The organism is Phenylobacterium sp. J426, assembly GCF_024699945.1.
In the GTDB taxonomy this organism is placed as follows: domain Bacteria; phylum Pseudomonadota; class Alphaproteobacteria; order Caulobacterales; family Caulobacteraceae; genus Phenylobacterium.
In genome coordinates this window covers 559,342-585,792 of sequence record NZ_JAJOMY010000001.1, presented here as the reverse complement: position 1 = coordinate 585,792, position 26,451 = coordinate 559,342, and the positions used below count along the sequence as shown (strand labels likewise).

28 protein-coding genes and 5 pseudogenes are annotated in these 26,451 nt (G+C 70.1%); 13 read left to right on the top strand and 20 right to left on the bottom strand.

The genetic code is table 11. The features are described from left to right. Positions 1–85: 85 nt before the first annotated feature. The gene (locus LRS10_RS03050; protein ID WP_308237899.1) at positions 86–466 is read right to left on the bottom strand and encodes a TrmH family RNA methyltransferase; all 381 of its coding nucleotides are present in this window, start codon (positions 464–466) and stop codon (positions 86–88) included. Between the two features lie 190 nt (positions 467–656). Between LRS10_RS03050 and petA the strand changes: the two genes are divergently transcribed. The 5 genes and pseudogenes from petA (at position 657) to LRS10_RS03025 (ending at position 4,778) form a co-directional block, all read left to right on the top strand. Beyond that, the gene (gene petA / locus LRS10_RS03045) at positions 657–1,211 is read left to right on the top strand and encodes a ubiquinol-cytochrome c reductase iron-sulfur subunit (RefSeq protein WP_257835957.1); all 555 of its coding nucleotides are present in this window, start codon (positions 657–659) and stop codon (positions 1,209–1,211) included. Between the two features lie 5 nt (positions 1,212–1,216). Continuing rightward, a pseudogene (locus tag LRS10_RS03040) lies at positions 1,217–2,501 on the top strand (cytochrome bc complex cytochrome b subunit). A gap of 8 nt (positions 2,502–2,509) precedes the next feature. Beyond that, positions 2,510–3,358 carry a cytochrome c1 gene (locus tag LRS10_RS03035; protein WP_257835956.1) on the top strand — a complete coding sequence of 283 codons (849 nt, stop codon included), beginning with the start codon at positions 2,510–2,512 and terminating at the stop codon, positions 3,356–3,358. A gap of 363 nt (positions 3,359–3,721) precedes the next feature. Next, positions 3,722–4,243 (top strand): hypothetical protein, encoded by a 522-nt coding sequence (locus LRS10_RS03030; RefSeq protein ID WP_257835955.1) that lies wholly within the window; start codon positions 3,722–3,724, stop codon positions 4,241–4,243. Beyond that, a complete protein-coding gene (locus LRS10_RS03025; protein WP_257835954.1) occupies positions 4,221–4,778 on the top strand; it encodes a hypothetical protein in 558 nt (185 codons plus the stop codon). The genes LRS10_RS03030 and LRS10_RS03025 overlap by 23 nt, the downstream gene beginning before the upstream one ends. On the opposite strand, the gene LRS10_RS03020 is transcribed toward LRS10_RS03025, so the two are convergent. The 7 genes from LRS10_RS03020 to LRS10_RS02990 form a co-directional block, all read right to left on the bottom strand. Next, positions 4,775–5,461, bottom strand: a complete 687-nt coding sequence (locus LRS10_RS03020; RefSeq protein WP_257835953.1) for a dienelactone hydrolase family protein — start codon at positions 5,459–5,461, stop codon at positions 4,775–4,777. The genes LRS10_RS03025 and LRS10_RS03020 overlap by 4 nt on opposite strands. A 5-nt stretch (positions 5,462–5,466) precedes the next feature. Continuing rightward, positions 5,467–6,138: a dienelactone hydrolase family protein gene (locus LRS10_RS03015; protein WP_257835952.1), complete on the bottom strand. Its 672-nt coding sequence runs from the start codon at positions 6,136–6,138 to the stop codon at positions 5,467–5,469. A 12-nt stretch (positions 6,139–6,150) separates the two neighbouring features. Continuing rightward, the gene (ychF, locus tag LRS10_RS03010; RefSeq protein ID WP_257835951.1) at positions 6,151–7,248 is read right to left on the bottom strand and encodes a redox-regulated ATPase YchF; all 1,098 of its coding nucleotides are present in this window, start codon (positions 7,246–7,248) and stop codon (positions 6,151–6,153) included. A gap of 55 nt (positions 7,249–7,303) precedes the next feature. Further along, a complete protein-coding gene (pth, locus tag LRS10_RS03005) occupies positions 7,304–7,921 on the bottom strand; it encodes an aminoacyl-tRNA hydrolase (RefSeq protein ID WP_257835950.1) in 618 nt (205 codons plus the stop codon). Between the two features lie 29 nt (positions 7,922–7,950). After that, on the bottom strand, positions 7,951–8,574 hold the full coding sequence (locus LRS10_RS03000; RefSeq protein WP_257835949.1) for a 50S ribosomal protein L25/general stress protein Ctc: 624 nt from the start codon (positions 8,572–8,574) through the stop codon (positions 7,951–7,953). 163 nt (positions 8,575–8,737) lie between these two features. Further along, positions 8,738–9,754 carry a hypothetical protein gene (locus LRS10_RS02995; protein WP_257835948.1) on the bottom strand — a complete coding sequence of 339 codons (1,017 nt, stop codon included), beginning with the start codon at positions 9,752–9,754 and terminating at the stop codon, positions 8,738–8,740. Between the two features lie 112 nt (positions 9,755–9,866). Then, positions 9,867–10,802 (bottom strand): ribose-phosphate pyrophosphokinase, encoded by a 936-nt coding sequence (locus tag LRS10_RS02990; protein WP_257835947.1) that lies wholly within the window; start codon positions 10,800–10,802, stop codon positions 9,867–9,869. 154 nt (positions 10,803–10,956) lie between these two features. Between LRS10_RS02990 and LRS10_RS02985 the strand changes: the two genes are divergently transcribed. Continuing rightward, complete coding sequence (locus LRS10_RS02985) at positions 10,957–12,393, top strand: sensor histidine kinase (protein ID WP_257835946.1); 1,437 nt, start codon at positions 10,957–10,959, stop codon at positions 12,391–12,393. 88 nt (positions 12,394–12,481) lie between these two features. On the opposite strand, the gene pgeF is transcribed toward LRS10_RS02985, so the two are convergent. From pgeF to lgt, 3 genes and pseudogenes are all read right to left on the bottom strand, one after another. After that, positions 12,482–13,246: a peptidoglycan editing factor PgeF gene (pgeF, locus tag LRS10_RS02980; protein ID WP_257835945.1), complete on the bottom strand. Its 765-nt coding sequence runs from the start codon at positions 13,244–13,246 to the stop codon at positions 12,482–12,484. 4 nt (positions 13,247–13,250) lie between these two features. Next, the gene (locus LRS10_RS02975; protein ID WP_257835944.1) at positions 13,251–14,306 is read right to left on the bottom strand and encodes a class I SAM-dependent methyltransferase; all 1,056 of its coding nucleotides are present in this window, start codon (positions 14,304–14,306) and stop codon (positions 13,251–13,253) included. Next, positions 14,293–15,172, bottom strand: a pseudogene (lgt, locus tag LRS10_RS02970) (prolipoprotein diacylglyceryl transferase). The gene LRS10_RS02975 and the pseudogene lgt overlap by 14 nt, the downstream one beginning before the upstream one ends. 119 nt (positions 15,173–15,291) lie before the next feature. On the opposite strand from lgt, the gene LRS10_RS02965 reads away from it, so the two are divergent. The 3 genes from LRS10_RS02965 (at position 15,292) to proC (ending at position 17,053) form a co-directional block, all read left to right on the top strand. Continuing rightward, a complete protein-coding gene (locus LRS10_RS02965) occupies positions 15,292–15,561 on the top strand; it encodes an accessory factor UbiK family protein (protein ID WP_257835943.1) in 270 nt (89 codons plus the stop codon). Between the two features lie 144 nt (positions 15,562–15,705). Further along, positions 15,706–16,209: a YbjN domain-containing protein gene (locus tag LRS10_RS02960; RefSeq protein ID WP_257835942.1), complete on the top strand. Its 504-nt coding sequence runs from the start codon at positions 15,706–15,708 to the stop codon at positions 16,207–16,209. 46 nt (positions 16,210–16,255) lie between these two features. Beyond that, a complete protein-coding gene (proC, locus tag LRS10_RS02955; protein WP_257839072.1) occupies positions 16,256–17,053 on the top strand; it encodes a pyrroline-5-carboxylate reductase in 798 nt (265 codons plus the stop codon). Here the strand turns inward: proC and LRS10_RS02950 are convergent. The 7 genes and pseudogenes from LRS10_RS02950 to LRS10_RS02920 all read right to left on the bottom strand — a co-directional run bounded on the left by LRS10_RS02950 (position 17,050) and on the right by LRS10_RS02920 (position 21,646). After that, positions 17,050–17,460, bottom strand: a complete 411-nt coding sequence (locus LRS10_RS02950) for a DUF2147 domain-containing protein (RefSeq protein ID WP_257835941.1) — start codon at positions 17,458–17,460, stop codon at positions 17,050–17,052. The genes proC and LRS10_RS02950 overlap by 4 nt on opposite strands. Positions 17,461–17,484: 24 nt before the next feature. Next, positions 17,485–18,846 carry an ATP-binding protein gene (locus LRS10_RS02945; protein ID WP_257835940.1) on the bottom strand — a complete coding sequence of 454 codons (1,362 nt, stop codon included), beginning with the start codon at positions 18,844–18,846 and terminating at the stop codon, positions 17,485–17,487. After that, positions 18,846–19,553 carry a response regulator gene (locus LRS10_RS02940; RefSeq protein ID WP_257835939.1) on the bottom strand — a complete coding sequence of 236 codons (708 nt, stop codon included), beginning with the start codon at positions 19,551–19,553 and terminating at the stop codon, positions 18,846–18,848. Before LRS10_RS02940 ends, LRS10_RS02945 begins: the two co-directional genes overlap by 1 nt. Next, positions 19,550–20,041 carry a MarR family winged helix-turn-helix transcriptional regulator gene (locus LRS10_RS02935; protein ID WP_257835938.1) on the bottom strand — a complete coding sequence of 164 codons (492 nt, stop codon included), beginning with the start codon at positions 20,039–20,041 and terminating at the stop codon, positions 19,550–19,552. The genes LRS10_RS02940 and LRS10_RS02935 overlap by 4 nt, the downstream gene beginning before the upstream one ends. A 49-nt stretch (positions 20,042–20,090) precedes the next feature. Further along, a complete protein-coding gene (locus LRS10_RS02930) occupies positions 20,091–20,486 on the bottom strand; it encodes a hypothetical protein (protein ID WP_257835937.1) in 396 nt (131 codons plus the stop codon). A gap of 65 nt (positions 20,487–20,551) precedes the next feature. Continuing rightward, the gene (gene folB / locus LRS10_RS02925; protein ID WP_257835936.1) at positions 20,552–20,920 is read right to left on the bottom strand and encodes a dihydroneopterin aldolase; all 369 of its coding nucleotides are present in this window, start codon (positions 20,918–20,920) and stop codon (positions 20,552–20,554) included. Further along, positions 20,917–21,646 (bottom strand): annotated as a pseudogene (locus tag LRS10_RS02920) (SDR family oxidoreductase). Before LRS10_RS02920 ends, folB begins: the two are co-directional and overlap by 4 nt. Positions 21,647–21,866: 220 nt before the next feature. Between LRS10_RS02920 and LRS10_RS24850 the strand changes: the two are divergent. The 3 genes and pseudogenes from LRS10_RS24850 to LRS10_RS02910 form a co-directional block, all read left to right on the top strand. Beyond that, a pseudogene (locus LRS10_RS24850) lies at positions 21,867–21,965 on the top strand (hypothetical protein); the annotation flags it as partial. A gap of 115 nt (positions 21,966–22,080) precedes the next feature. After that, complete coding sequence (locus tag LRS10_RS02915) at positions 22,081–22,803, top strand: SMP-30/gluconolactonase/LRE family protein (RefSeq protein WP_374569442.1); 723 nt, start codon at positions 22,081–22,083, stop codon at positions 22,801–22,803. Positions 22,804–22,906: 103 nt separating this feature from the next. Continuing rightward, positions 22,907–24,343, top strand: a complete 1,437-nt coding sequence (locus LRS10_RS02910; RefSeq protein ID WP_257835934.1) for an aldehyde dehydrogenase family protein — start codon at positions 22,907–22,909, stop codon at positions 24,341–24,343. A 149-nt stretch (positions 24,344–24,492) separates the two neighbouring features. Here LRS10_RS02910 and LRS10_RS02905 read toward each other — a convergent pair whose 3' ends face one another. Together LRS10_RS02905 and LRS10_RS24845 are read right to left on the bottom strand one after the other, a co-directional pair. Then, positions 24,493–24,819, bottom strand: coding sequence for a Na+/H+ antiporter NhaA (locus LRS10_RS02905; protein ID WP_374570885.1), 327 nt, complete (start codon positions 24,817–24,819; stop codon positions 24,493–24,495). Between the two features lie 70 nt (positions 24,820–24,889). Then, positions 24,890–25,605 (bottom strand): annotated as a pseudogene (locus LRS10_RS24845) (Na+/H+ antiporter NhaA); the annotation flags it as partial. Positions 25,606–25,804: 199 nt separating this feature from the next. On the opposite strand from LRS10_RS24845, the gene LRS10_RS02895 reads away from it, so the two are divergent. Next, a complete protein-coding gene (locus LRS10_RS02895; protein WP_257835932.1) occupies positions 25,805–26,389 on the top strand; it encodes a carboxymuconolactone decarboxylase family protein in 585 nt (194 codons plus the stop codon). Positions 26,390–26,451 lie beyond the last annotated feature (62 nt).

The following is a 26,451-nucleotide window of genomic DNA, read 5'->3' as shown; positions in this document are numbered from 1 at the left end:
GGTCAGTCTGGCGTCCGAAGGGTCGGGAAGGCCCTGATCTGCCTCAAGCCTTCGCCGAGCGCCAGGGTCGCGGCGGTGACGACGTTCAGTGAACGGGCCCCGGAGCCAGCGGAATGATCACGCGGGCGTCGGCGGCCTCGTGGACGTCGTCGGGGACGCCGGCGCTTTCCCGGCCGAACAGCAGGATGTCGGAGGGCTCGAAGACGAACGCGTGTAGCGGGGTGGCGCCCCGGGTGGTGAACAGCACGACACGACCCTGCTTCGCCGAGGTGAAACGGCTCCATGAGGGGTGGCGAACGACCTCGGCCCGGCCCGCATAGTCCATCGCCGCGCGGCGCATGGACCGGTCGTCCAGGGGGAAGCCGCAGGGCTCGATGACGTCCAGGGGGACGCCCAGGCAGGCTGCCAGCCGGATCGCGGCGCCCAGGTTTTGCGGAATGTCCGGTTGAAAAAGGCCCAAACGCATTCTAAGGCACCCGCCACGGGACTAGGCCGGGGCGCAAAGACAGAATCACGGACAGGCCTTCGCGAGATACGAAGCCTGCCGCGAATTCGGTCTGCTGCCCGAGCTCGGTTTCGAGAGGGCCTCCTTATCAGGTCCGAATGCTTCTGGTCCGTCGCTGCAGGGCGGGCCGTCATCGAAGGGTAGCTTTAAGGTGGCCGACACCGTCGTGGGCGCAAATCCCGATCCGCACGTCTCGGGTGAAGACCCGAACCGTCGCGACTTCATCCACATCGCGGCCGGCGCCGCGGCGGTCGGCGCGGTCGCCGCGCTGGCCTGGCCGCTCGTCGACCAGATGAACCCCTCGGGCGACACCCTCGCCCTGGCCTCGATCGAGTTCGACCTGACCAAGGTCGCCGCGGGCCAGCAGGTGGTGGTGAAGTGGCGCGGCAAGCCGCTGTTCGTGCGCAACCGCACGCCGCAGCAGATCGCCGCCGCCATCAAGGACGACAGCGCCCCGATGCCGGATCCGGAGCCCGACGAGGCGCGGCACAAGCCCGGCAAGCCGGAGTGGCTGGTGCTGGTCGGCACCTGCACGCACCTGGGCTGCGTGCCCACGTTCGGCGGCGGCGACTACGGCGGCTGGTTCTGCCCCTGCCACGGCTCGCACTACGACACCTCGGGGCGGATCCGTAAGGGCCCGGCGCCGAAGAACCTCGTCGTTCCGGAGTACGCCTTCGTCTCCGACACCAAGGTCAAGATCGGCTGATATCGATGAGCGGACACTCCACTTACGAGCCGAAAACCGGCTTCGAGCGCTGGATGGACATGCGCCTGCCGGTGATCCGGCTGGCCTACGACAGCGTGGTCGCGTTCCCGACGCCCAAGAACCTGAACTACTGGTGGACCTTCGGCGGCATCCTGGCGCTGATGCTCGGCATCCAGATCGTCACCGGCATCGTGCTGGTGATGCATTACGTGCCGCACGTCGACCACGCCTTCAATTCGGTCGAGCGCATCATGCGCGACGTCAACTACGGTTGGCTGATCCGCTACATGCACGCCAACGGCGCCTCGATGTTCTTCGTGGCCGTCTACATCCACATCCTGCGCAACCTGTACTACGGCTCCTACAAGGCGCCGCGCGAGGTGCTGTGGATCCTGGGCTGCATCATCTACCTGCTGATGATGGCCACGGCCTTCATGGGCTACGTGCTGCCCTGGGGCCAGATGTCCTTCCATGGCGCGGTGGTGATCACCAACCTGCTGGGCGCCCCTGCCGATCGTCGGCGAGAGCATCACCACGTGGCTGTGGGGCGGCTTCGCGGTCGACAATCCGACGCTGAACCGCTTCTTCTCGCTGCACTACCTGCTGCCCTTTGTGATCGCCGGCGTCGTCGGCCTGCACATCTGGGCGCTGCACGTGCCGGGCAACAACAACCCGACCGGCGTGAACGTGAAGTCCGCGGAGGACACCGTTCCCTTCCACCCGTACTACACGGTGAAGGACGGCTTCGCGATCAGCGTCTTCCTGATCCTGTTCGCCAGCTTCGTGTTCTACAACCCGAACATCCTGGGCCACGCCGACAACTACATCCCGGCGAACCCGCTGGTGACGCCGGCCCACATCGTGCCCGAATGGTACTTCCTGCCGTTCTACGCGATCCTGCGCGCGATCCCGGACAAGCTGGGCGGCGTGCTGGCCATGTTCGGCGCCATTGGCGTGCTGTTCGTGCTGCCCTGGCTCGACACCTCCAAGGTGCGCTCGATGCGCTACCGGCCGACCGCGAAGCTCTACTTCCTGATCTTCGTGCTGGCCTGCATCGTGCTGGGCCTGTGCGGCGCCAAGCTGCCCGACGACCACGTGATCCCGATCGGCAACACGTTCCAGCTGCTGGACGCCGACCTGAACTCGTTCGTCTGGCTGAGCCGGATCGCCACCGCCTACTACTTCGCCTACTTCCTGATCGTCCTGCCGATCCTCGGCCTGGTCGAGAAGCCGCTGCCGGTGCCGGAGTCGATCTCGGCCCCGGTCCTGGACCACGATAAGAAGGATTGAGCCTGAAGATGCTGCGCAAACCTATCGCGCTCGCGGCGCTGGGGCTCGCCTTCATCGCCGGCCCCGCCCTGGCGGCCGGCGGCCATCCCGCCCCGCTGCGGCAGCAGACCTGGGGCTTCGAGGGGCCCTTCGGCAAGTTCGACCAGGCCCAGCTCCAGCGGGGCTACAAGGTCTATCGGGAGGTCTGCTCGGCCTGCCACTCGATGGACCTGGTCTACTTCCGCACGCTCGCCGAGAAGGGCGGGCCCTTCTATGACGCGAAGTACCCGAACCCGAACGACAACCCGTACGTCAAGGCCCTGGCCGCGGACGTGCAGGTGAACGACATCGACTCGGAAACGGGCGACACCATCCAGCGTCCGGCCACCACGGCCGACCACTTCCCGCGTCCGTTCCCGAACGAGGCCGCCGCGCGCGCCTCGAACGGCGGCGCCATGCCGCCGGACCTGTCGGTGATCGCCAAGGCCCGCTCGGGCGGTCCGCGTTACATCTATTCGCTGATGACGGGCTACGTGAACCCGCCGGCCGGCCTCGCCGTGCAGCCCGGGCAGTACTACAACAAGTACTTCCCCGGCGACCTGACGGCGGCGTGGAGCGGCGACCCCAAGCACGTGCCTCCGGGCGGCGTGCTGGCCATGCCGCCGCAGCTGGCGCCCGACAAGGTCGGCTTCGACGACGGCACGCCATCGACGGTCGACCAGCAGGCCAAGGACGTCACCGCGTTCCTGACCTGGGCGGCCGAGCCGAAGATGATGGAGCGCAAGGAGTTCGGCTTCGGCGCGATGATCTATCTGCTGCTGTTCTCGGTGCTGCTGTGGTTCAGCTACCGCCGGATCTGGCGCAACGTGGCCCACTAGGGCCGCGAACGGCCTGAACAGCCTGAAGACACGAAGGGCCCGCCGGAGCGATCCGGCGGGCCCTTTCGCTATCTGGCCGGCGCCAGCAGCAGCCTGCCGCCCGGAAAGTCGAAGCGGAGGCGGAAGCGGGCCAGCGCCGGGGCGCCGATCTGTCCCGCCGAGGCGCCCCTGCGCGGGTTCCAGGCCGGCCGGCGGCGCCGCCAGCCGGCGACCGGCGAGGCGCAACTCGGCCAGTCGCGCGAGCCAGACGCCGGTCGGCTGCAGTTCCTGCAGGCGGCTGGTGTTCGCCACCCCCGCCACGTCGTCTGCGAGCCGCACGGCGGCCGGCTGGCCGGTGGCGGGCGAGAAGAGCCCCCGGACCGCATGGACGCCGTCGCGGACCTCGGCCGCGATCACCGGCCGGCCGGCGTCCCAGGCGAGCGGCAGGCTGGCGGAAGCTCGGAAGGCCGGCGCATCGGACGGCCGCGACAGCCGCACGCGGCAGGGCGCGAAGGTGACGTCGACGACCATGTCCCGCAGCACGTCGGCCCCGATCACGCCCACGATCGGCGTCGGCAGGTTCCAGCCGCGCCAGTCGAGGTCGGCGACGGGGATGGTCCGGGGCGGCAGATCAAGGCCCGCCAGGCGCACCCGACCCGCTGTGGCGGGGGCCTCGACGCCCTCGGTCGCGACGCCCTCGGCCTGGGCCTTGGTGTCGTGGATCTGGGTGACGGGCTGACCGGTGTCGAGCACGTAGTCGCCGGCGATGCCCGCAACCTCGGCCGGAACGACCAGGACGCCGCCCTCGAACCAGCAGGCGGTCTCGCCCGCGGCGGCGAGCGCGGGCGCGGCGGCGGCCGCGGCGACCGCCAGGATGAGTCGGATGCGCGTCACGCCCGACCATAGCCGCATCGTGCGGATGGCGCCTTACCCGCGCCGCAACGACAGGCGTAAGATCACGGCGATGCCCTTTCAGAAGGCCAGCTGGCGCAACTTCCGCCGCATGCAGGACATGACCGTCGCCGCGGCGGTGCTGATCTACGCCGGCGCCGTGCTGCACGCCTTCGACCGGCTGCCGGGCCCGACGGCGCTGATCGTGCAGCGCACCCTCGTCTGGCCGGGGATCTTCCTGCTGCTCTCGATGGGCGTGCCGCTGGTCCTGGGCGCGGTGCGGCGGCCGCTGGCGCGGTATGTGTGGATGAGCTTCAAGGCGGGGTTCGGCCAGACCGCCGGCTCGGTGGTCACCGGCGTGGCCCTGCTGATGGGCGCCGCGTTGTTCATGTACTGGCAGATCGCAGGCGCGGCGAACGGCGGCCGCTATCCGGCGGGCGTCTTCTCCGGCTACGGCGCGGGGATCGGCATCCTGGCCGCCCAGGCGCTGCTGGTGCGGGTGCTGGAGCGGCACCCGGAGGTGAAGCGCGAGATCGAAGCCGAACCCTAGGCGTCGCCCCGGCCGCTGCCGCCGCCGTTGCGGGCGAAGAGCTGCAGGGTCCGCAGTCGGGCCAGTCGGGCGGAGTCCTCGTGGTAGTCGGCGCGCCGATCCGAGACGAAGCCGTGGCCCGCGTCGTAGAGGTAGATGGGCAGCTCCGGGTGCTTCTCGCGGATCTCGTCCACCTTCTCCATCGGGATCGAGGCGTCGGACTTGCCGAAGTGCAGGATGGTCGGGCAGCGGGGCGTCTCGTCCACGAGTTCGCTGATCCGGCGCCCGTAGAAGCCAGCGGCGGCGGCCACCCCCTCGCAGCGGCAGGCGACCAGCCACGTCGCGGCGCCGCCCCAGCAATAGCCCGTCACGAAGCGCGGGCCCTCCAGCGCCTCCAGGGCGGCCTGGGCGTCGGCGGCCACCTGAGCCCATGGCGTGGCGATGGAATGCGCCACGCCCTTCTGGATGCTGTCCGGGCTGTAGTCGGCGGCGAACCCGCGCTCCAGCCGATCGAAGAAGGCGGGCGCGATCACCTCGTAGCCGTCGGCGGCGAAGCCGTCGGCCAGTTCGCGGATGTGGTCGGTGACGCCGAAGATCTCCTGGATCAGCAGCAGGCCGCCGCGCCGGGCGTCGTCGGGCCGGGCGCGGTAGGCGTCGAACTCGAAGCCGTCGAGGGGGCTCCTCAGTCGGATCGTCTCGCCCATGACCGCTACGCCTTGTCGAAGAGTTCCAGGGTCCGGTGGCGGGCGAGGTCGGCGGCCTCGGCGTTGTAGCGCTCGGGGCTCGCGTTGTTGAAGCCGTGGCCCGCACCTTCGTAGATGTGGACGGGCACCTCCGGGTTCTCGGCGGCGAGCGCGGCGGCGACCTCGTCGGCCGGGATGCCCGGATCGGTGCGGCCCAGGTGGACGATGACCGGACACAGCGGCTTCAGGCCGGCGTTCGCCTGCACCAGGCTGCCGTAGTAGCTGGAGGCGGCCGCCAAGCCCTCGACCTTGGCGGCGGCGAGCCACGCCAGCGAGCCGCCGTAGCAGTAGCCCACCACGCAGACCTTGCCGCCGTGCTTGGCGAGGAAGTCCCGGCAGGCGCCGATGTCGCCCAGCGCCTGGGCCAGGGGCGTGGCGCGGGCCTTCTCCAGCCCCGCCTTGATGCCGGCGTCGTCGTGCTCGGCGTGGAAGTCGCGCTGCAGCCGGTCGAACAGGGCCGGGGCGATGGCCTCGTAGCCCATCTTGGCCCAGCGCTCGACGTCGGCCCGGACATGCCGGTCGATGCCGAAGATCTCCTGCAGGACGATCACGCCCCCCTTGTGCGGCGTGAACGCCGGCTCGTGGTAGGCGGAGAACTCGAATCCGTCGCTTCCGGTGAGGGTGATCGTCTCCGCCATTCCGCCTGCTCCCTAGACGTTGAACCGGAAGTTCATCACATCGCCGTCCTTGACGACATATTCCTTGCCTTCCGAGCGGAGCTTGCCGGCGTCGCGCGCCCCGGCCTCGCCCTTGAGGGCCACATAGTCCTCGTAGGCGATGGTCTCGGCCCGGATGAAACCCTTCTCGAAGTCGGTGTGGATCACGCCGGCGGCCTGCGGGGCGGTGTCGCCCTTGTGGATCGTCCAGGCGCGGGCCTCCTTGGGGCCTACCGTGAAGTAGGTCTGCAGGCCCAGCAGGTGGTAGGCCTCGCGGATGAGCTTGTTGAGGCCGGGTTCGTCGAGGCCGAGCGTCTCCAGGAACTCGGTGCGCTCGGCAGGGTCGAGAAGGGCGATCTCGCTCTCGATCTGGGCCGAGATGACCACATGGTCGGCGCCGTCGCGCTTGGCCCGCTCGGCCACGGCGGCCGATAGCTCGTTGCCGGTCGCGGCCGAGGCCTCGTCGACGTTGGAGACGTAGAGGGCCGGCTTGGAGGTCAGCAGCTGCAGCATGCGCCAGGCCTTCTCGTCCTCGGCCGAGATCTTGGCCTTGCGCGCCGGGCGCCCGGCGTTGAGCTCGGCCAGCGCGACCTGCACCAGACGCAGGGTCTGGGCGCTTTCCTTGTCGCCCGTCTTGGCACGCTTCTCGAGGTTGACGACGCGCTTCTCCAGGCTCTCGAGGTCGGCGAGCATCAGCTCGGTCTCGATGGTCTCCAGGTCGGCCAGCGGATCCACCTTGCCCTCGACGTGGGTGATGTCGTCGTCGACGAAGCAGCGGGCGACGAACGCCACGGCGTCGCAGTCCCGGATGTTGGCCAGGAACTGGTTGCCCAGGCCTTCGCCCTTGGACGCGCCGCGCACGAGGCCGGCGATGTCCACGAAGTTCATGCGCGCCGGGATGATCTCCTTGGACGGGATGATCGCCGCCAGCTTCTCCAGGCGCGGCTCTGGCACGGCCACGTCGCCGACGTTCGGCTCGATGGTGCAGAACGGATAGTTCGCGGCCTGGGCGGCGGCGGTCTGGGTCAGCGCATTGAACAGGGTCGACTTGCCGACGTTCGGCAGCCCGACGATGGCGACTTTCAGGGCCATGGGTCTTTCTGGAATCCTAGAGTGGCGGCGGACCTAGCACGGGTCGCCGTATGCGTCATTCCCCGCGGGCGAGCTTCCGCGGGTCCAACTTCTCGGCCGGGGCGAGGCGCATGACCTCGGCCTGGTACTTCTCGTCGTCGCCGAGGGCCAGGAGCGGCGCGGCGTCGGCGCAGGCCTGGAGGAGGGGCTCCACCCACTTCATCTCGGCCTTATGGAAGTCCGACAGCACGTGGCCGTGCACCAGGGCCTTGTCGCCCGGATGGCCGGTGCCCAGACGCGCGCGCCGGAAGTCGGGGCCGATCTGGCTGGTCACGGATCGGATGCCGTTGTTGCCCGCCGCTCCGCCGCCGGTCTTCATCCGGAAGCGGCCCGGGGCGAGGTCGATCTCGTCGTAGAAGACGACCACGTCGGCGGGCTTCAGCTTGAAGAACTTCATGGCCTCGCCCACGGCGCGGCCGCTCTCGTTGTAGTAGGTCTGCGGCTTCAGGATCAGGGCGCGGATAGGACCGTCCGGCGTGTCGATGGCGCCCTCGGACGCGTGGCTGTGGAAACGCGAACGCGCCGCTGAGAAGCCCCAGCGGCGCGCAATCTCGTCCACGGCCATGAAGCCGATGTTGTGGCGGTTCTTCGCGTAGGTCGGGCCAGGATTGCCCAGGCCTGCGATCAGAAGCATCGTCCGGCGCCCGTCCTGGGCGAGGAGCGCTACTCCTCGCCGCCCTCGGCCGCTTCGCCTTCGCCGCCTTCAGCGGTCTCTTCCGAGACCTCGGCCATGGCGCCGGCCAGCGAGGCCACCGGCGCATCGGCGTCCACCGCGGCGGTGACACCGGCCGGCAGCTTCAGGTCGCCGACGCGGATCGTCGCGCCGATGTCGAGGCCGGTCAGGTCGAACACGATCTCTTCCGGGATCTGGTCGGCCGGGCAGGAGACGGTGAGGGTGTGCAGGGCCACGCTCAGCGTGCCGCCCCGCTTCAGGCCGGGGGCCTCGTCCTGGTTGGTGAAGTGCACCGGCACTTCGATCTTGATCTGCTGGTGCTCGTCGACGCGGTACAGGTCGAAGTGCCACGGCTCGTCGGTGACCGGGTGCATGTCGACCGCCTTGGCGATGACCGGCTGGGTCTCGGCGCCGTACTTCAGGGTCACCAGGTGGCCCAGCAGCTTGCCGGTGTAGAGCGCCTTGCGGAACTCGTTCGACTTCACCGCAATGGCCACGGGGTCCTTGTCGCCGCCGTACAGGACGCCGGGCACCAGGCCCGAGCGGCGGGTGGCGCGTGCGGAACCGGTGCCGGTCTGCTCGCGCACTTCAACGTTCAAAACGATCTCGGCCATGGCCTTGCCTCAAAACGAAGCCGCCGCGCGAACCGCGCGGCGACGGAATTCCGGATAACCCCCAGGTGATCCATGCGGGTCGAAAGGTGCGCGTAGATACACAAAAGCCCCGGCCTGCGCAACGGCCGGGGCCTCTAAAGTTACAGGGGAACGCCGGGCGCTTCTAACGGGTCGCGTTGACCGGCGTGACCGCGGCCGGAGCGGCCGTCAGCTTGGTCGGGGTTTCGACGGGTTCGGGCACGCCTGCGCTCTTCATCACGCAGCGGCCCGTGTCCATCAGGCTGTGCACGCCGAGGCAGAACACGTCCTCGTAGTGCGGCTTGGCGACGGCCAGGCACTGGTACAGGTTCAGCTTGGACATGTTGAGGCAGCTGGTGGCGTTGGGGTCGGCCAGGATCGGCATCACCTGCTCAAGGCTGCCGTCCTCGGCGAAGCCCAGCGTGGCCAGAGCGGCCACGGCCATCGAACGGATCACCACGGGTGTGTAGGGCGGCGCCGCCGACTGGCCGGTCAGGCCCAGCGCGCCGCGCTGACTCACCGCCTGGTGCAGGCGCGCGGTCTCGTCCGCTTCGCCCAGAACGGGCGTCGCCGAAAGCTGCTTGGCCAGCGTCAGACGGGCGTCGCGACCGGCCACGTCCTTCTTCGACCAGGCGGCGCGCTGCACCTCGTAGGCGGCCTGGCGAACCGCCTTGCCCTGGGCCAGCAGCTTGCGGCCGTCCTCGCCCAAGGCGTTCATGACCATGCCGGCGGCGCCGGCCGAACCCTGGATGCCGATGACGTAGGCCGGGTCCTTCATGATCTCGTAGGCGATGGTCCGGCGCTGGGTCGGGTCGGCCGCGTAGGTCTGCACGCCGGCCACGAAGCCAGGATCCTGGAGGGCGACGACCGCGCCGTAGGCGATCGCCCCGCGCAGCAGCTGCTGCGGCTCGTAGGCCGCGCCCGTGCGAACACCCTGCGCCACGGCCTCGCCGTCGCCGAAGGTGGGCGAGATGGCCGAGGCGGTCTGCACATAGCGGCGGTAGGCCGCCGCCTGTTCGATCAGTTTGGGCGACAGGGCCACCGGTGGCGGAGCCGGCGGCGGCGTGATCACGGGCGGTGGCTCGGCGCAGCTGGCCAGGACGGCGGCGGCGGCGATCGCGGCGGCGGCGAGCGCGCGGCGAGCCTGGACAAAGGACGGCATCAGGAGGCTCCCCCTCTTACGAGTGGTCGGATCGTATCATGTGCCCCCCGGCGACGATGCCCCTTGAAGGGTAAATTCTTGCTGAGCAAGCGTGACCGGGGCGCGTGTTCTCTCAGTCGAAGAGTTTGGAGACGGACTCCTCGTTGGCGATGCGGCGGATCGCCTCGCCGATCAGCGCTGCGCAGCTGACCGTGCGGATCTTGCCGCAGCCGGCCACCTCGTCCGACGCCTCGATGGAGTCGGTGATGACCAGCTCCTTCAGCACCGAGTTCTTCACGCGCTCGGCCGCGGCGCCCGACAGCACGCCGTGGGTGATGTAGGCGGAGACCTCGGCGGCGCCGGCGTCCATCAGCGACTGCGCCGCCGAGCAGAGCGTGCCGGCCGAATCGACGATGTCGTCGAAGATGATCAGCCGGCGGTCGGTGACGTCGCCGATGATGTTGGCGACCTCCGACTTCCCGGGACCCGAGCGGCGCTTGTCGACGATCGCGAGGTCGGCGTTCAGGCGGCTGGCGACGGCCAGGGCCCGGACCACGCCGCCCACGTCGGGCGAGACGATCAGCAGCTCGTCGGCCTTGGCGTAGTTGGTCTTGATATCGTTCGCCATCAGCGGCGCCGACTGAAGGTTGTCGGTGGGGATGTCGAAGAAGCCCTGGATCTGGCCGGAGTGCAGATCCATGGTCAGCACCCGGTCGGCGCCGGCGCGGGTGATCAGGTTCGCCACGAGTTTGGCCGAGATGGGCGTGCGGCCGCCGGTCTTCCGGTCCTGACGCGCATAGCCGAAGTAGGGCATCACGGCGGTGATCCGGCGGGCCGACGCGCGCTTCAGCGCGTCGATGCAGATCAGCAGCTCCATCAGGTGGTCGTTGGCGGGGTAGGCCGTGGACTGGAGGACGAAGACGTCCTCGCCGCGGACGTTCTCGTCGATGGTGACCCACACCTCGTTGTCGGGGAAGCGCTTCACCTGGGCCCGCGTCAGCGGCAGGTCGAGATGGGAGGCCACCGCTTGCGCCAACGTGCGGTTGGAGTTGCCGGCCAGCAGCTTCATCGGACCCCCATATGTCTAGATGCGCGCGCTTGTAGCAGCGGCGGCCGCAGAGTCCATATGCGGGGCTCGTCGCGGATCCGCGGACTACGCACTATGACGCCGGCCCGGTCTGCTGCAGGTTTGGCCTCGCTCGCTGAACGGAGGTGCTGGGGGCGTGCTCAATCCAATCGAGGCTCTGCGGCCGTTCTTCGAAACGGCCTCGCTGAACCCCCACGGGATCTGCCTGCTGTGGCGGCCGGAGCTCATCTGGACCCACGCCATCTCGGACGTGCTGATCGGTCTCGCCTACTTCTCGATCCCGCTGGCGCTGGGCGTCTTCCTCTATCACCGCCGCGACGTCCGGTTCGGATGGGCGGTGTGGCTGTTCGTCCTGTTCATCATGTTGTGCGGCGTCACCCACTTCATGATGGTCTGGACGCTGTGGAATCCCGACTACGGGATCGAGGCGCTCATCAAGGCCGCGACCGCTCTCGCCTCTATCGTCACCGCAGTCGCCCTATGGCCTCTCCTTCCGAAGGCGATCGCCATTCCGTCCACTGCGGCGATGCAGGCGCGGATCGACGAGCGCGACGCCGCCCTGGTCGAGGCGCGCGCGGCGATGGCGTCCATGGTGCGGATGGAGGAACACCAGCGTCAGCAGTCGCGCCTGCTCGAGGAGGTCCACCGCAGCGAGGCGCGTCTGCGCTCGATCTTCGAGAACGCCGCCGTCGGGATCGCCCGCGTCGCGCTGGACGGGACCTTTCTCGAGGTGAACGAGAGCTTCTGCCAGATCGCGGGCTGGCGCCGGGAGGAACTGCTCAAGGGGGGCTTCCAGCGGATCACCCATCCCGAGGACCTCGACGCCGATCTCGCTCATCTCAGCGATCTCCTGGCCGGCCGGATCGGCTCCTACACCATGGAGAAGCGCTATATCCGCAGCGATGGGCGCAGCATCTGGGTCGATCTGACGGTGAGCCTCGCGCGGACGGCCGGCGGGGATCCCGACCATTTCGTGGCGATCGCCCAGGATGTGGACGAGAAGCGCCGCAGCGAAGAGACCCGCGACCTGCTGATGCGGGAAGTGGACCACCGGGCGCGGAACGCCCTGACGGTCGTGCAATCGATGGTGCGCCTGACCGAAGCCGCCGAGCCGCAGAGGTTCAAGGCCGTGGTCTCGGGCCGCATCGACGCCCTCGCCAGGGCGCAGGCGTCGCTGTCGCAGAGGCAGTGGCAGGGCGGGTGGGTGGCGGACGTGGTGGCCCAGGAGCTGTCGTCCGCCGCGCCGCGCGAGCAATGGACCGCGGCCGGCCCCGAGGTGGAGCTTCGTCCTGAGCAGGTGCAGCCCCTGAGCATGATCCTCCACGAGCTGGCGACAAACGCGCTCAAGTATGGGGGGGCTTTCCGCCCCGACGGGCCGGGTGGCCGTCGAATGGAGCCGGGTTCAACCCGCAGGCTGGCGGCTGACCTGGCGAGAGTCCGGCGGTCCTCCGGTCAGCCCGCCTCAGCGCCGGGGGTTCGGCTCGAGGCTCATGGGCCGCCTGGCCACCGAGCTGGAGGGGCGCCTCGATCTGACCTGGGAGGAGGATGGCCTGCGAGCCGAGCTGATCTCTGAGCCAAGGCCCTCGCCGGCGACCGATCATCCGTTCATCGGGGCGATGAAGCGCCTGCGCGGCGAATTGGGGGAGGCTGGCTGAAAACGCCTAGGCGAGCACGATCGCCGAGAGAAGGCGGCCGTAGTCGGGTTCGTCCTGCCTGAACGCCCGGCGATTGGAGAAGAAGTCGTCCGGCTCGGCGCAGGTGTCGCGGCCAATCCACTCGCATTTCCGGACGCCGGCGGCCTTGAGCCGCGCCAGCACGAAGCCCGGCAGGTCGAACATGCGCTTGTCGTCCGTGCGGCCGGAATGGAAGAACTTCGCATAGCCGCGGTCGGCCTGCAGGAAGCGGTGTGCGAACTCCAGGCCCACCTCGTAAGACTCGGGGCCGATGCACGGGCCGACCGCGGCGCGGATGTTGTCGCGGCGGGCGCCCAGGCCCTCCATCCGGGCGATCGCGGCCTCGGCGACGCCGGTGAGCGCGCCTTTCCAGCCTGCGTGAGCCGCGGCCACGACGCGGGCGTCGGGATCGACCATCAGGATGGGGGCGCAGTCCGCCGACAATGCGCCGCAGATCACGCCCGGCGTGGCGCTGACCACCGCGTCGGCCTGAGGCGGCCCGGCCGGCCAGGGGCCGTCGGCGACGAGCGCCGTGGCCGAATGGACCTGGTAGGCCGTGACGAGGGTCCCCTTCAGGCGATCCGCCGCCCGGCGGCGGTTCTCCAGGACGGCGTCCGGATCGTCCCTGGAGCCCACCCCGACGTTGAGGCTCGCGTAGACGCCCTCCGAGACGCCGCCCCGGCGGGTGAAGAAGGCGTGCCGGACGCCGGGCAGGTCCAGGAGCGGGGAGGTGAGGACGGGCGGCGGGCTCATCGCGCTATTCCTCCTCGAACGCGGGCGGCGTCCAGCCCGGCGCATGGATGCAGCAGACTTTGAAGAGCTCGCCCATCTGGTCGGCGGCGACGAGACGGTTCAGCTGGCGGCCTATGACCGTGGCCTTGTCGGGTCGCGCCCTGACCAGGGCCTCGGCGCGCTCGCCGACACCCAGCCTGGCCAGGAAGGCTCCCTGGGTCAGGATCGCGGTCTCCGCGCCCTCCCTTTGGGCGGCGGCCATCACGGCGGGGAAGTCGGCGTGCACGGTGAGGTCGGCCTCGCCGGGGCAGGCCAGGGGATCGACCTTCTCGTGGCCCTTCAGCGCCTGCAGGGTGTCGCCGAAACCCGGCTGGTCGCGGCCGTAGTCGATCAGCAGCGCCACGCCGCCGTCACGGACGAGACGTGCGCCGAGCGCCGCGCCGAGGGCCTCCTGTGCGGCCGACTGCTCGAAGACCGAGCCTTCGCGGGCGTCCGGCAGCAGGCCGGCGGCCGGGGAGGCGGAGAGGCCGAAGGCCAGGCCGCCCGTGGGCGCGAGGCCGACGAGCTGCTCGGCCCAGCCCGTGGCCGTGCGGACGAACTGGCGGGCCGGCAGGCAGTCCAGCAGCTCGTTGGCCACCAGGATCAGCGGCGCGCCGCCCGGAACCTCGTCGAGCGACTTCGCCCAGCGGACCCGCTCGCCCAGCGTCTCGGCCTGCAGGTCCTGCAGCGGGCCGGAGGTCTCGACCAGCCAGACATCCGCCGCCTCAAGGAACCCCGGGGCGATGCGGGCGGCGCGCAGCGCGTCGCTCATCAGCGTGCCGTCGCCCGGGCCCATCTCCACGAGCCGCACGCCGGCGGGCGCGCCCATCTCGCGCCAGGCGACCGCGGCCCAGACGCCGATCAGCTCGCCGAACATCTGGCTGACGAGGGGCGCGGTGACGAAATCGCCGCCTTCGCCCAGGGCCGGCCGCGTCGCGTAGTAGCCGAACTCGGGATCGTGCAGGCAGGCGGTCATGTACTGGGCCACGCTCAGCGGCCCGCCGGCCTCGATCTGCGCGGCCAGCTTCTCAAGCAGGGGCATGGGCCTGGCGCGGCGTCTCCGAGGCGGGGGGCAGCGGCTCGCGCATGCCGCGCCAGATCAGCCACAGGCCGAAGGCCAGCATCGGGATCGAGAGATAGATGCCCATGGTCAGGCCCAGCGGCAGGTTCTCGAGGCCGGCGTCGGGCTGGCGCACGTTCTCCAGGCCGATCCGGACGAGGCCATAGAAGGCGAAGAAGAGGCCCGCGACGACGCCGCGGCGATTCAGCAGCTTCGCGCCATGGGTCGCCCACCTGAGCAGCAGGAACAGGATCACGCCCTCCAGCGCGGCCTCATAAAGCTGGCTCGGATGGCGGACGACGTCGCCCGCCGGGCACCAGCCCAGCGTGTCGATGATCTTCTGATTGCAGAAGCGGATCCCCCAGGGGACGTCCGTGGGGCGCCCCCCAGAGCTCTCCGTTGATGAAGTTCGCGACCCGACCGAAGAAGATGCCGATCGGGGCCACGGCGGTCACGATGTCGCCCAGCCGGAAAAGGTCGATCCCGTTGCGCCGCGCGAACAGGAGGATGGCCAGGAGGACGCCCAGGGCGCCGCCGTGGAAGCTCATGCCGCCTTCCCAGATCTGAAGGATCCGCAGCGGCTCGGTCCAGATCAGCTCGGGTGTGTAGAAGATCACATGGCCCAGCCGGCCGCCGATGATGATGGCCAGCGTCACCCACAGCACGAAGTCGTCGATCTGCTCGCTGGTGACGGGCGGCGGGCGGTGCGCCCACAGCTTCGGGTTCCGAACGATGGCGACGGCGTAGCGCCAGCCCAGCAGGATGCCGGCCACATAGGCCAGGGCGTACCAGCGGATGGCGATGGGGCCCAGCTGGACCAGGACAGGATCGAATTCGGGAAACGGCACGGTTTTGGCAGCTCCGGCGTTGGTGTTCCGGGTGTTAGACGAGAAGCCCTTCGCTTTCGACCCCCGAAGGGCCATATAGAGGACGAGGGACGGCCTCCGCCGCCCCAGAACGACACAGAATGCAGACCCAGAACCCGATCCTCGACGAACTCGCGAAGCTGACCACCGCCGCCATGGGCATGGCCCAGGCCGCCGGCGAAGAGGCCAAGGCGGCCTTCCGCAGCCAGGCCGACCGCATCGCCGCCGAACTCGACCTCGTCCGTCGCGAAGACTTCGACGCCCTGAAAGCCGAACTCGCCGCGCTTCGCCTCGAGGTCGAAGCGCTGCGCGCCGCGGCCGACGCGGCCCCGGCCACGCCCAGGCGTGCGCCGAAAGGCGGCGACGCCTGACGCTTCCTGTGCACAACACGCCCGCCGTGGCCAAGCGTCGCAATAACGAGGTGACGGCCGCGCCGCGAAGCGGATTACCTTCAGTATCGCTGGCGATTCGGGGGCGGATCTCCGTCCCCCGCCCGCAGCGAAAGGGGTTCTGAATTGGACACCTCCCTGTCGGACGAAACCGTCCTGCTTTCCAACGATCCGCTCGATGTGGTCGAGCACGTGCTGACCGCCGAGAACCTGCCCTTCGACCGCACGGAAGACGGTGACCTCGCCTTCACCCTCGCCGGCGACTGGAAGGACTACGAGCTCTGGTTCGCGTGGCGGCCCGAGGGCGAGACCCTGCAGCTCTGCCTTTCGATGGACCTCGCGGTCCCCAAGGAGCGGCGGCAGGCGGCCCAGGAGCTGATCGCGGCGATCAACCCGCGGGTCTGGCTTGGCCACTACGAGCTCTGGGAGGACGGCGAGATCATCTTCCGGCACGGCATGGCGCTGATGACGGGGGAGCAGCCGAGCCTCGCCCAGGCGGCGGCGATGATCGACGTGGCCGTCGAGGCGGGCGACCGCTTCTTCCCGGCCTTCGACTTCATGCTGCGCGGCGCCAAGAGCCCGCAGGAGGCGATCGCGGCCTGCATGTTCGAGACTGTCGGCGAGGCCTGATGCCGCTCGCGCATCGGGGGCGCGGCCGTTAGGTTCGCCCCTGATGATCACACCGATCCTGATGTTGGGCGCGGGCCGGATGGGCGGCGCCATGCTGGAGGGCTGGCGCGCCGCCGGCGCGTTTCCGCCGTCCGACCTGATGATCCGCGATCCGCAGCCGGGCGCTTCGGCGCTGGCGGCGGCCGAGGCCGGCGCCCTCCTGAACCCCGCTGACGGCGATTTGGCCCGCGCCAGGACCGTCGTGCTGGCCGTGAAGCCCCAGCTGTGGCGGGACGCGGCGGCCGAGACCGTCTCTTGGCTTTCACAAGACGCGGTGATCGTCTCGATCGCCGCCGGGGTGAAGGCCGCCGACATCTCCCAGGCGTTCGCCGGCCGGCCGGTCGCCCGGGTCATGCCGACGACGGCGGCGGCCATCGGCCAGGGTACGGCCAGCCTCTTCGCCGACGATCCGGCGGCGCTCGCGCGCGCCCACGCGCTGTTCGAGCCGTTGGGCGCGGTGGTCGACCTGACGGACGAGGCGCAGATGCATGCGGCGACCGCCGTTTCGGGCTCGGCTCCAGCCTACCTCTACGCCTTCATCGAAGCGCTGGAGGGCGCGGGCGCGGCGGCCGGCCTGTCGGCCGAGGACGCCAGGCGGCTCGCCCGCTCGACCTTGACCGGGGCCGCGGCGCTGCTCGACCAGACCGGCGAGGATCCCGCCGAGCTGCGTCGGCAGGTGACCTCGCCCGGCGGCACCACGGAAGCGGCGCTCAATGTCCTGCTGGCCGGCAGGGGCGGTCTGCCCGACCTGCTCCGCGAAGCCGTGGGCGCGGCCGTGCGGCGGTCCAAGGCGCTGGGAGGCTAGCTCTTCTTCCAGGTCTGAGCTCGGCAGACCACCAGGACGCAGCCCTCGACCTTCAGCGTGCCGTTCGCATGGGCGCTGATCTTCGAGTCGTAGGTCTTGCCGGACTCCGGATCGTAGATCTTGCCGCCCGTCCACCTGCCTGGCGCCGAGGGCTTGAAGTCGCGGATCAGGTTCATGCCGAGGATAGGCCGGTCGCGCAGCGCCGCGTTCGGGTTCTCGGTGTCCTTCACGGCGGGATTCTTCAGCCACACGACCGTGCCGCACATGCGCTCGCCGTTGGCGGCGCAGGGCGCGATCCGGACCTTGGCCGTCCCGGCCTGGGTCAGCCATTCGCCTTCGACCGGATCGGCCGCCAAGGCGGGCGCGGCGAGCAGCGAGAGGGCGGCGGCGGCGAGGATCGGACGCATGGGGTTCCTCCGTTTGGGCGCAGACTAACCCGGGAGCCGGACGATGGCGCGCAGACCGCCCAGCGGCGAGCGGTCGAGGGTGATGTCGCCGCCGTGGCCGCGGGCCACGTCGCGGGCGATGGCGAGGCCGAGGCCCACGCCCTTGGTGTTCTGGTTGCGCGAGTCGTCCAGGCGGGCGAAGGCCTTGAACGCCTCCTCGTAACGTTCCGGCGGAATGCCTGGGCCGTCGTCGTCGACGACGATCTCCACGCCGCCCTGCGGCCGCCCGCGGGCCGCCACCTCGACGCGCTGGCCGTGGGAGGCGGCGTTCATGATCAGGTTGGCAAGGGCCCGCTTCAGCGCATTCGGCCGCACCCGGACGGCCAGCTCGGGATCGGCGGCGACCTTCACCTGCGCCCCCGCCCGGACGGCGCCGGCGCTGACGTCCTCGATCAGGCGGCGCAGAGGCGCCGACTCCAGCGCCTCGCCGCCCTCGCCGCGCGCGAAGGCGAGGTACTCGTCGATCATGTGCTCCATCTCGGCGAGGTCGCGCTTCATGTCGGCGGCGCCGGCGGTCTCCTCCAGCGCGAGCGCCAGCTTGAGGCGCGTCAGCGGCGTGCGCAGGTCGTGGCTGACCGAGGCCAGGAGCGCCGTGCGCTGGTCGATGTGGCGCTGGATCCGCGCGCGCATGTCGAGGAAGGCGCGGGCTGCGCGGCGGACCTCCTTGGCGCCCTGGGGCTTGAAGCTGGGGTGGTCGACGCCCCGCCCGAAGGCCTCGGCGGCGTTGGCGAGGCGCTCGATGGCGCGGACCTGGTTCCGGATGAAGAGGATCGCCAGGGCCGTCAGAAGCACCGTGGCCACGGTCATCCAGAGGACGAAGATGTGCCCCTGGGTGGCGAACGCCCGGTCCCTCGGCGCCAGCACGCGCATGACCCCGCCGGGCACGGCCACGCGGATGTCGACATAGGCCGGGTAGCGGGTGGTGTCGAACCAGAAGGGATCGTCGAGCCGCTCGGAGAGCGCCCGCTCGAGGGAGCGGTCGATGGGCGCGAAGAACGGCTCCCAGATCACCGGCGGTTCGCGTCGGCGCTCCGGCAGCGTGCGGCCGGTCTGCAGGGCGAAGGAGAGCCCCATGGATTCCTCGGCCCTCCGCGCCAGCCGGTCGAACGCGTCGGGCCTGGGGTCGTCCTTGTAGCTGTCGACCGCCCAGGCGATGTCGCCGGCGAGACCCTCGGACAGGCGGCTGGTCACCGTCTGCCAATGCGCGTCGAAAAAGACGTAGGTGACGGCGATCTGCATGAGCGCGACCGGCAACACGATGATCAGCAGGCTGCGGCCGAACAGGGTGGTGGGCAGTCGACGACGAAACCAGCGGCCCAGGCTACGGGTGAGGGACGTGGAGCTCATCAGTCGGGAACGAGGCGGTAGCCTATCCCGCGCACGGTCTGCAGGTAGCGGGGAGCCTTGGGGTCTTCCTCGATCTTGCGGCGCAGGCGGGTGACCTGGACATCGACGGCGCGGCCGGACGGGTCGACGCTGTCGCGGGCCAGTTCCAGCCGATCGACGGGCTCGTGTGGCGCGCGGGCGAGCTGGCGCAGCAAGCCGATCTCGGCTTCGGTGAGCCGCACCACCTCGCCGTCGGAAATCAGCTCACCGCGTTCGGCGTCGAAGCGGCAACGGCCAAGGGAGAGCACGCCGGTCGGCGCCGGCCGGTCCTGGGCGCGCCGCAGGATGGCCTCGATCCGCAGCAGCAGCTCTTCCGGCTCGAAGGGCTTGGGCAGGTAGTCGTCGGCCCCCAGCTTCAGCCCCTCGATGCGGTCGCCGGACTCGGCGCGGGCGGTGAGCATCAGCACGGGCGTCTTGCCGGCCGGCCCGCGCTGGTCGCGCAGCCAGCGGGTCAGCGAGAACCCGTCCTCGCCGGGCATCATCACGTCGAAGACGGCGAGGTCGAAGTCCAGCGTCTCCAGCAGGCGGCGGGCCGGCGCCCCGCCCGAAGCCGCGGTCACCCGGAAGCCGGCGCGGCTGAGGTAGGCCTTCAGCAGGTCGCGGATGCGGTCGTCGTCGTCGACCACCAGCAGGTGCCGCCCACGTGCGTTCGCATGACCAAGGCTCATGAAAGACCGCCTCCGGCGTTGGGGCTTCGCGTGCGGCCCCCGGCCAGCGCGGCCAGGATGCGCCGGGCGCCGGCCACCCCGTCCAGGCCGCCCGTCCGATAGGCGCGTGAAAGCTGGGTGCGCAGCCGCTCGGCGATCGCGGCTTCGAACGCCAGACCTTGTTCCGTGAGCGCGGCGGTCCGACGCCGCCCGTCGAGATCGCCCGCCGCCTTTTCCACGAGCCCCTTGGCGGCCAGGTCGACGAGGATGCGGCTGGCGGCCTGCTTCGACAGGCTGGTGAGGTGGGCGAGCTCCTGCACGCCGATGCCGGGGCGGCGGCGCAGCAGGAAGGCGGCGCGCCAGTGCGAGCGGCCAAGACCCAGGTTCTGATCGGCGAGGCCCTGATCCACGCCGGCCCACAACGCCGCTTCGGACAGCATCAGCAACTCGAGCCCGGCGTCGAGCTCGTCTTCCCGGAGGATCAGGCGCGGATCGGCGGGCGCGTTCACGCCGTCACCATAAGCCGCGCCTCCCCGAGGGCGCTAGGTCAGGCTGCGGCTACGCCAGCCACGTGTAGGGCCGCGGATAGGCTTCGTCGCGGGCCAGGTAGATGACGCCCACCACCAGCCGGACAGCGTACCACACGCCCAGCAGCGCCCAGATCACCCAGGCGAGCGCCACCATCGGCAGGCCGATCAGCACGAGCGACAGGGGGATGCCCACAGTGAAGAGCAAGAGGCCGATGATCGCCCAGCCGATGCCCATCCAGAAGGTCCGGATCAGGAAGGCGTAGTGGGTGCGCATCTTCGCGCCGGCCGAGCCTTGCTGCACATAGGCCAGGATCAGGCCGATGATGACCGTGATGCCGGTGGCGAAGGCCAGGAAGTAGAGCGCATAGGCCACGGCCGGCATGGTCCGGTCTTCCGTGGTCCCGTAGTCCAGGCGGTCCGTCATGGTCGAGCTCCCGTCCCCGATGATTCGATGATGCCTCAACCGCCGCGCGAGGGAAGGGGTTCACGTCACGTGCGTTCGAGGACGATCTCCACGCCCGCGCCGACGGCGTCCGGCGCCAGGGCCAGCGGCTTCTCGATGCGGATGCGGGCGCGGGCGACGCGGCCGTCCTCGAGGCAGCGGCGGGCGAGGCGGTGCGCGAAGGTCTCGACGAGGTCGATGTGGCCGCCGCCGGCGATCTCCTGGGCCGCCGCCAGGATGGTCTCGTAGTTGACGGTGTCGGCCAGCCGGTCCGTCTCGACGGTGGGCACATCCAGCTCCACGTCGACGATCAGCGGCTGAACGCGGCCGATCTCGTGTCGATAGACGCCGATCTCGGCCTGGACCTTGAGGCCCGTGACGAACACCCGGCTGGCGGCCAGCCTCACGTCGCTCATGACAGGTGCTGCCCGGAATCGACAGCGATCATCTGGCCGGTCACCGCTGCGGCGTCGATCAGGTAGCGCAGCGCGAGCCCGATCTCGGCCGGCGGCACCGACCGCCGGAGGAGGGTGGAGGCGGCCTCGGCGTCGAAGGCCGCCTGGTCCTGGTGGATCGAGGGCAGCGTGGGGCCCGGCCCGATCCCGTTCACGCGGATGCGCGGCGCCAGGTCGATCGCCAGCATCCGCGTGGCGTTCCAGAGCGCGGCCTTGCTGAGCGAGTAGGAGAAGAATTCGGGCGTGGAGCCCAGCACCCGCTGGTCGAGCAGGTTGACGATCAGTCCCTCGCGATCGGCCGGGAGGCGGCGCGCGAAGGCCTGGGCCAGCACCAGCGGGGCCCGCAGGTTGGTCTCCAGGTGCAGGTCCCAGGACGCGCGGTTGAAGTCGGAGAAGCGGTCTTCCTCGAACACGCTGGCCGAGTTGACCAACAGGGTGACCGGCCCGAGTTCGGCCTCGGCCTCGCCGACCAAGGCGACGGTGGTCGATTCCTTCCGCAGGTCGCAGGCGAGGATGGCCGCCCGCCGGCCCCTGGCGCGCACGTCGGCGGCGGCGGCCTCGGCGGCGTCGTCTACCGTCCGGACATGGATGGCGACGTCGAAGCCGGCGTCGGCGGCCGTCCGCCGCCAGCACCCGGCCGATCCGACGGGCGCCGCCCGTCACCAGCGCGGCGCCGCGGCTGGCCACCTCAGGCCTTCCCGGCGGCCTAGTCGATGCGGCCGAACTCGTACCAGTTCAGGGCGACCATGACGCCGAGGAAGATGGCGATGCTGTAGATGCCGATCACGGGCAAGCTCCTCAAGAAGGTGTCCGGGCTTTACCGAGCGCGCCCCTCGCCCGCAAGCCGACTTGTCGAACGGCCGGAGAGGCGGTCAAGGTTCTTCGCAACGAGATCGGGAGACGCCCAATGCCGCTGCCGCAGATCCCCGTGGACGCATTCGAGAAGATCGCCCTGGGCATCGACCGCCCGGAGGACGTCGTGGTCGGCCGCGACGGCCGGGTGTTCGCCTCCGACCATCAGTGCGCCGTGGCCGAACTGCTGCCCGGCGGGGCGTTCCGGCGCCTGGGGCCGAAGGGCGGCGCCCCCCAACGGCATCAACATGGACGCCCGAGGCCGGATCGTGATCGCCAACTTCGGCATCTACGACCGCCAGGACGGGCCGCTGCAGCGGTTCGATCCGGCCAGCGGCGAACACGAGACGCTGCTCGCCGAGGTGGAGGGCCGCCGACTGACCTCGGCCAACTATCCGGTGATCGACCGGAGCGGCAACATCTGGTGCGCCAACTCCACCCACGCCGAGACCTGGCCCCAGGCGCTGGACGGCCGGGAGGACGGCTTCATCTTCGTGCTGCGGCCGGACGGATCGGCCGACGTGGTGGCCGAGGGCCTGAAGTTCCCCAACGGCCTGGCGTTGGCGGCCGACGAGACGCACCTCTTCTGCGCCCAGACCAGCGGCGCCGACGTGCTCCGCTTCCCGGTGCTGGACGGCGCACGTCTGGGACCCGGCGAGCGCTACGGCCCCGTGCTCGGACGGCTGATGCGGCCGGGCGAGGCGGTGGACAGTCATGGGGGCGACCTGGGCTACACCGACGGCATAGGTTTCGATTCCGAGGGGAACCTGTGGGTCTGCCTCCCGGCCTCGAACAAGGTCGTGGCGATCACGCCCTCCGGCGAGGTGGAGACGGTGATCCACGATCCCAGCGGCAAGATCGTCAACCATCCGACCAACGTGACCTGGGGCGGCGCGGACCTGAAGGACCTGTACGTCGGCTCGATCCGGGCCGATTACGTGCTGAAGGCCAGGTCGCCGATTGCGGGCCAGCCGCAGATTCACCAGCTGTGACGTAGCGTCGGGGGCTTCCCGCCTTCACGCCGATGATTAAAATGCTTGTTTGAACGGTGGGGCCTCACGTCCCGCGGCGAACAGAAAAGTCCAGGAGGACCGCATGCGCGAGTACCTGAAGTTCTACATCGATGGGGCATGGGTGGACCCGGCCGAGGGCCTGAAGACGCTGGACGTCGAGAACCCGGCCACCGAAGAAACCGTCGGCAAGATCGCGCTGGGCACCGCCGCCGACGTGGACAAGGCGGTGAAGGCCGCCCGGAAGGCCTTCGAGACCTGGTCGCAGACCAGCCGCGAAGAGCGCCTTGAAGTCCTGCAGCGCATCCTGGCCGAGTACCAGAAGCGCTTCGGGGATCTCACCGCGGCGGTGACCGAGGAAATGGGCGCGCCCGCCTCGCTCGCCCAGCGCGCCCAGGTGCCGGCCGGCATGGGCCACCTGGCGACCGCGGCCAACATCCTGAAGGATTTCAAGTTCCAGGAAGATCGGGGCGAGACCCTGATCGTAAAGGAGCCGATCGGCGTCTGCTCGTTCATCACGCCCTGGAACTGGCCGCTCAACCAGATCGCCTGCAAGGTGGCCCCGGCCATCGCCACGGGCTGCACCATGGTGCTTAAGCCGTCGGAAGTGGCACCGTTCAGCGGGCACATCTTCGCCGAGATCATGCATGCCGCGGGCGTACCGGCCGGCGTGTTCAACCTGGTGCACGGCGACGGCCCGGGCGTGGGCGCCGCGCTCTCCTCGCACCCGGACGTGGACATGGTCTCCTTCACCGGTTCCACCCGCGCGGGCATCGAGGTGGCCAAGGCCGCCGCCCCGACCGTCAAGCGCGTTCACCAGGAACTGGGCGGCAAGAGCCCGAACATCGTGCTGGACGACGACGCCTTCTCGAAGAGCGTGGCGCGCGGCGTGATGCACGTGATGACCAACTCGGGTCAGAGCTGCAACGCGCCGACCCGCATGCTGGTCCCGTCCAAGCGCATGGACGAGGCGATGGCGGTGGCCAAGGCCACGGCCGAGAACGTGACCGTCGGCGACCCCAATGGCAACTTCAGCATGGGCCCGGTCGTCTCGAAGACCCAGTGGGAGAAGATCCAGGGTCTGATCCAGAAGGGCGTCGACGAGGGCGCCACCCTGGTGGTCGGGGGCACGGGCCGTCCGGACGGCCTGGAGAAGGGCCACTATGTGAAGCCCACCGTCTTCGCCAACGTCACCAGCGACATGACCATCGCCAAGGAAGAGATCTTCGGCCCGGTGCTGTCGATCCTCGGCTACGAGAGCGTCGAGCAGGCGGTGAAGATCGGCAACGACACCGAATACGGTCTCGCCGGATATGTGAACGGCGCCGACCTGGCCAAGGCTCGGGAAGTGGCCTTCAAGCTGCGCGCCGGCCAGGTGTCGATCAACGGCGCCTCGGACATGACCGCGCCGTTCGGCGGCTACAAGCAGTCGGGCAACGGGCGCGAGTGGGGCGACTACGCCTTCCACGAGTTCCTGGAGACCAAGGCGATCATGGGCTACGCGCCCAAGGCCGCGGAGTAGCGCCACCTGCCTTCTCCCCTGGCGGGAGAAGGGGCCCCGCGCAACGGGCCGGACGAGGGGTCGCACAGCGATGTGCGGCCCTTCTTCGTGCGTGCGCCCTTGGCGCCGTCACCCGGCGGCCGGGCCGGCGTCTTCTCCGAGGACAGGCCTCAGTCCGCCCTGCGGCGGCGATCCGAATAGGCCAGGACTGACATGCCCCAGACGGCGGCCGCCAGCGATCCCACGATGACTCCGATGCGGGCCTTCGCCTGCACGCCGGCTTCGGCCGGGAAGGCCAGGCCGCCGATGTAGAGGCTGACCGTGAAGCCCACGCCGCACAGCACCGAGACCCCGTAAAGGTCCAGCCACTTGGCCCCCATCGGTCGCCGGGCCCACTTCAGGCCGATCGCCAGGGCGGTCGCGCCGAAGACGCCGGCCTGCTTCCCGAGCACCAGCGCCAGCCCCAGACCCAGCGCGACCGGCGCGGTGGGGGGTATCGGCGGGCAGGCCTCGTAGCGGAAAGCCCGCCGCCGTCAGGATGAAAAGGGGGAGAACCAAGAAGGCGACGTACGGGTGCAGGGCCGCGAGCAACTGGTCGAGCACCCCGGGCCCGCCGGCCCGCTTCGGCTGGAGCGGCACGAACACCGCCGCGAGGACGCCGGCGAGCGAGGCGTCGACGCCCGACTTCACCACGAAGGCCCACAGGATGAGGAATCCCGCGGTCCAGAAGGCGTAGGGCGCGGCGCGCCAGCGCGACATCGCGGCGAGGACGAGCAGGGTGGCCATCGCGCCGCCCAGCATCGCCGGCTGCAGCTTGGCGCTGAAGACGACGGCGATCAGCACCACGCTGATCAGGTCCTGGGCGATGGCGATCGTGAGCAGCAGAGAGCGGAGCGGGGCGGGCAGTCGGGGGCGGCCACCGCCACGAGCGCGAGCGCGATCGAGGCGTCCGTCGGGACGGCGGCCGGCCAGGCCTGCGCAACGCCATCCTCGCCCAGGTTCACCGCCAGGAACACCAGGGCCGCGCCCAGCACGCCGCCCGCGGCGGCAAGCACCGGCAGGGCGAGACGCCTTGGGTTGGACAGCTCGCCGCGGACGATCTCCTGTTTGATCTTGAGGCCCACGACCAGGAAGAAGATCGGCATGAGCGCGGTCCGCACCCAGCCGCCCACGCTGAGGGTCTCCGCGAAGGGACCGATGCGCACCGGCAACGCATAGCTGACGAAGGCGGCGTACTCCGCCGCCCAAGGGGAGTTCGCCCAAAGGATGGCGAGCGCGGCCATTCCTGCGAGCAGGAGCCCCGAACCGGCTTCGGTACGCAGGAAGGCGAGGGTCGACCGGGAGGCCATGCCGCTGCCTAACAAGCGCGACCGCCCGGCTCCAGCGAAATGGCGTTCCGCCGCAATCGGTGGTGGCCGCCGCCCCCGGCCCTTGGCTAACCTCGCGACAGGACCGTCGGAACGGCGGCGGAGGAACGAGCCCATGAGACTTAGCCGCCCGCGCATAGCGCCCCTGGCCGACGACGAGCTGACGCCGGAGCAGGAGGCGGCGCTGCAGCCGGTGCGCGAAGGCACGATGGGCGTGCTCAATATCTTCCGGACCCTGGCCCACGCGCCCAAGGCGCTGGAGCGCTTCAACGCCTGGGGCGGCTATGTCCTGTCGCGGCGCAACGACCTGGGGGCGCGGGAGCGGGAGCTCGTCATTCTGCGTGTGGGCTGGCTGTGCCGCTCCGGCTACGAATTCGTACAGCACACCCGGATCGGCCTAGACTGCGGGCTGACCGCGGCCGAGATCGCCCGCGTCAAGCAGGGGGCGGAGGCCGGGTGGAACGCCGCCGACGCGGCGCTGATCCGGGCGACCGACGAGTTGCACGCCGACAAGTTCATATCCGACGCGACCTGGGCCGAGCTGGGCCGCCACTTCAGCGACAAGCAGCGCATGGACCTGGTGTTCACCGTCGGCCAGTACACCCAGGTGTCGATGATCCTGAACACCTTCGGCGTTCAGCTCGACGAGGGGCAGACGCTGGACCCCGACTTCGAAGATCCTCCGCGTTCGCGAGCGTAGCTCCCGGAACGGCTCCGCCGTAGGGGCGTTAGCGCCCGGTCACGGAGGAGCTTGAGATGAAC

What these genes read in the sequence shown, in the direction of transcription:
- LRS10_RS02950 (WP_257835941.1), bottom strand. Translation starts at nt 17,460, where the DNA reads ATGCGTCCGATCCTCGCCGCCGCCGCCCTCTCGCTGCTCGCCGCGCCC.
- folB (WP_257835936.1), bottom strand. Translation starts at nt 20,920, where the DNA reads ATGAGCGACGTGAGGCTGGCCGCCAGCCGGGTGTTCGTCACGGGCCTC.
- pgeF (WP_257835945.1), bottom strand. Translation starts at nt 13,246, where the DNA reads ATGAGCCCGCCGCCCGTCCTCACCTCCCCGCTCCTGGACCTGCCCGGC.
- LRS10_RS02995 (WP_257835948.1), bottom strand. Translation starts at nt 9,754, where the DNA reads ATGCCGTCCTTTGTCCAGGCTCGCCGCGCGCTCGCCGCCGCCGCGATC.
- LRS10_RS02945 (WP_257835940.1), bottom strand. Translation starts at nt 18,846, where the DNA reads ATGAGCTCCACGTCCCTCACCCGTAGCCTGGGCCGCTGGTTTCGTCGT.
- LRS10_RS03020 (WP_257835953.1), bottom strand. Translation starts at nt 5,461, where the DNA reads ATGGGCGAGACGATCCGACTGAGGAGCCCCCTCGACGGCTTCGAGTTC.
- LRS10_RS02940 (WP_257835939.1), bottom strand. Translation starts at nt 19,553, where the DNA reads ATGAGCCTTGGTCATGCGAACGCACGTGGGCGGCACCTGCTGGTGGTC.
- LRS10_RS02965 (WP_257835943.1), top strand. Translation starts at nt 15,292, where the DNA reads ATGCAGACCCAGAACCCGATCCTCGACGAACTCGCGAAGCTGACCACC.
- pth (WP_257835950.1), bottom strand. Translation starts at nt 7,921, where the DNA reads ATGCTTCTGATCGCAGGCCTGGGCAATCCTGGCCCGACCTACGCGAAG.
- LRS10_RS03050 (WP_308237899.1), bottom strand. Translation starts at nt 466, where the DNA reads ATGCGTTTGGGCCTTTTTCAACCGGACATTCCGCAAAACCTGGGCGCC.
- LRS10_RS03025 (WP_257835954.1), top strand. Translation starts at nt 4,221, where the DNA reads ATGCGCGTCACGCCCGACCATAGCCGCATCGTGCGGATGGCGCCTTAC.
- ychF (WP_257835951.1), bottom strand. Translation starts at nt 7,248, where the DNA reads ATGGCCCTGAAAGTCGCCATCGTCGGGCTGCCGAACGTCGGCAAGTCG.
- LRS10_RS03035 (WP_257835956.1), top strand. Translation starts at nt 2,510, where the DNA reads ATGCTGCGCAAACCTATCGCGCTCGCGGCGCTGGGGCTCGCCTTCATC.
- LRS10_RS03015 (WP_257835952.1), bottom strand. Translation starts at nt 6,138, where the DNA reads ATGGCGGAGACGATCACCCTCACCGGAAGCGACGGATTCGAGTTCTCC.
- LRS10_RS02975 (WP_257835944.1), bottom strand. Translation starts at nt 14,306, where the DNA reads ATGCCCCTGCTTGAGAAGCTGGCCGCGCAGATCGAGGCCGGCGGGCCG.
- LRS10_RS03000 (WP_257835949.1), bottom strand. Translation starts at nt 8,574, where the DNA reads ATGGCCGAGATCGTTTTGAACGTTGAAGTGCGCGAGCAGACCGGCACC.
- LRS10_RS02930 (WP_257835937.1), bottom strand. Translation starts at nt 20,486, where the DNA reads ATGACGGACCGCCTGGACTACGGGACCACGGAAGACCGGACCATGCCG.
- LRS10_RS03030 (WP_257835955.1), top strand. Translation starts at nt 3,722, where the DNA reads ATGGACGCCGTCGCGGACCTCGGCCGCGATCACCGGCCGGCCGGCGTC.
- LRS10_RS02990 (WP_257835947.1), bottom strand. Translation starts at nt 10,802, where the DNA reads ATGAAGCTGCTGGCCGGCAACTCCAACCGCACGTTGGCGCAAGCGGTG.
- LRS10_RS02910 (WP_257835934.1), top strand. Translation starts at nt 22,907, where the DNA reads ATGCGCGAGTACCTGAAGTTCTACATCGATGGGGCATGGGTGGACCCG.
- LRS10_RS02895 (WP_257835932.1), top strand. Translation starts at nt 25,805, where the DNA reads ATGAGACTTAGCCGCCCGCGCATAGCGCCCCTGGCCGACGACGAGCTG.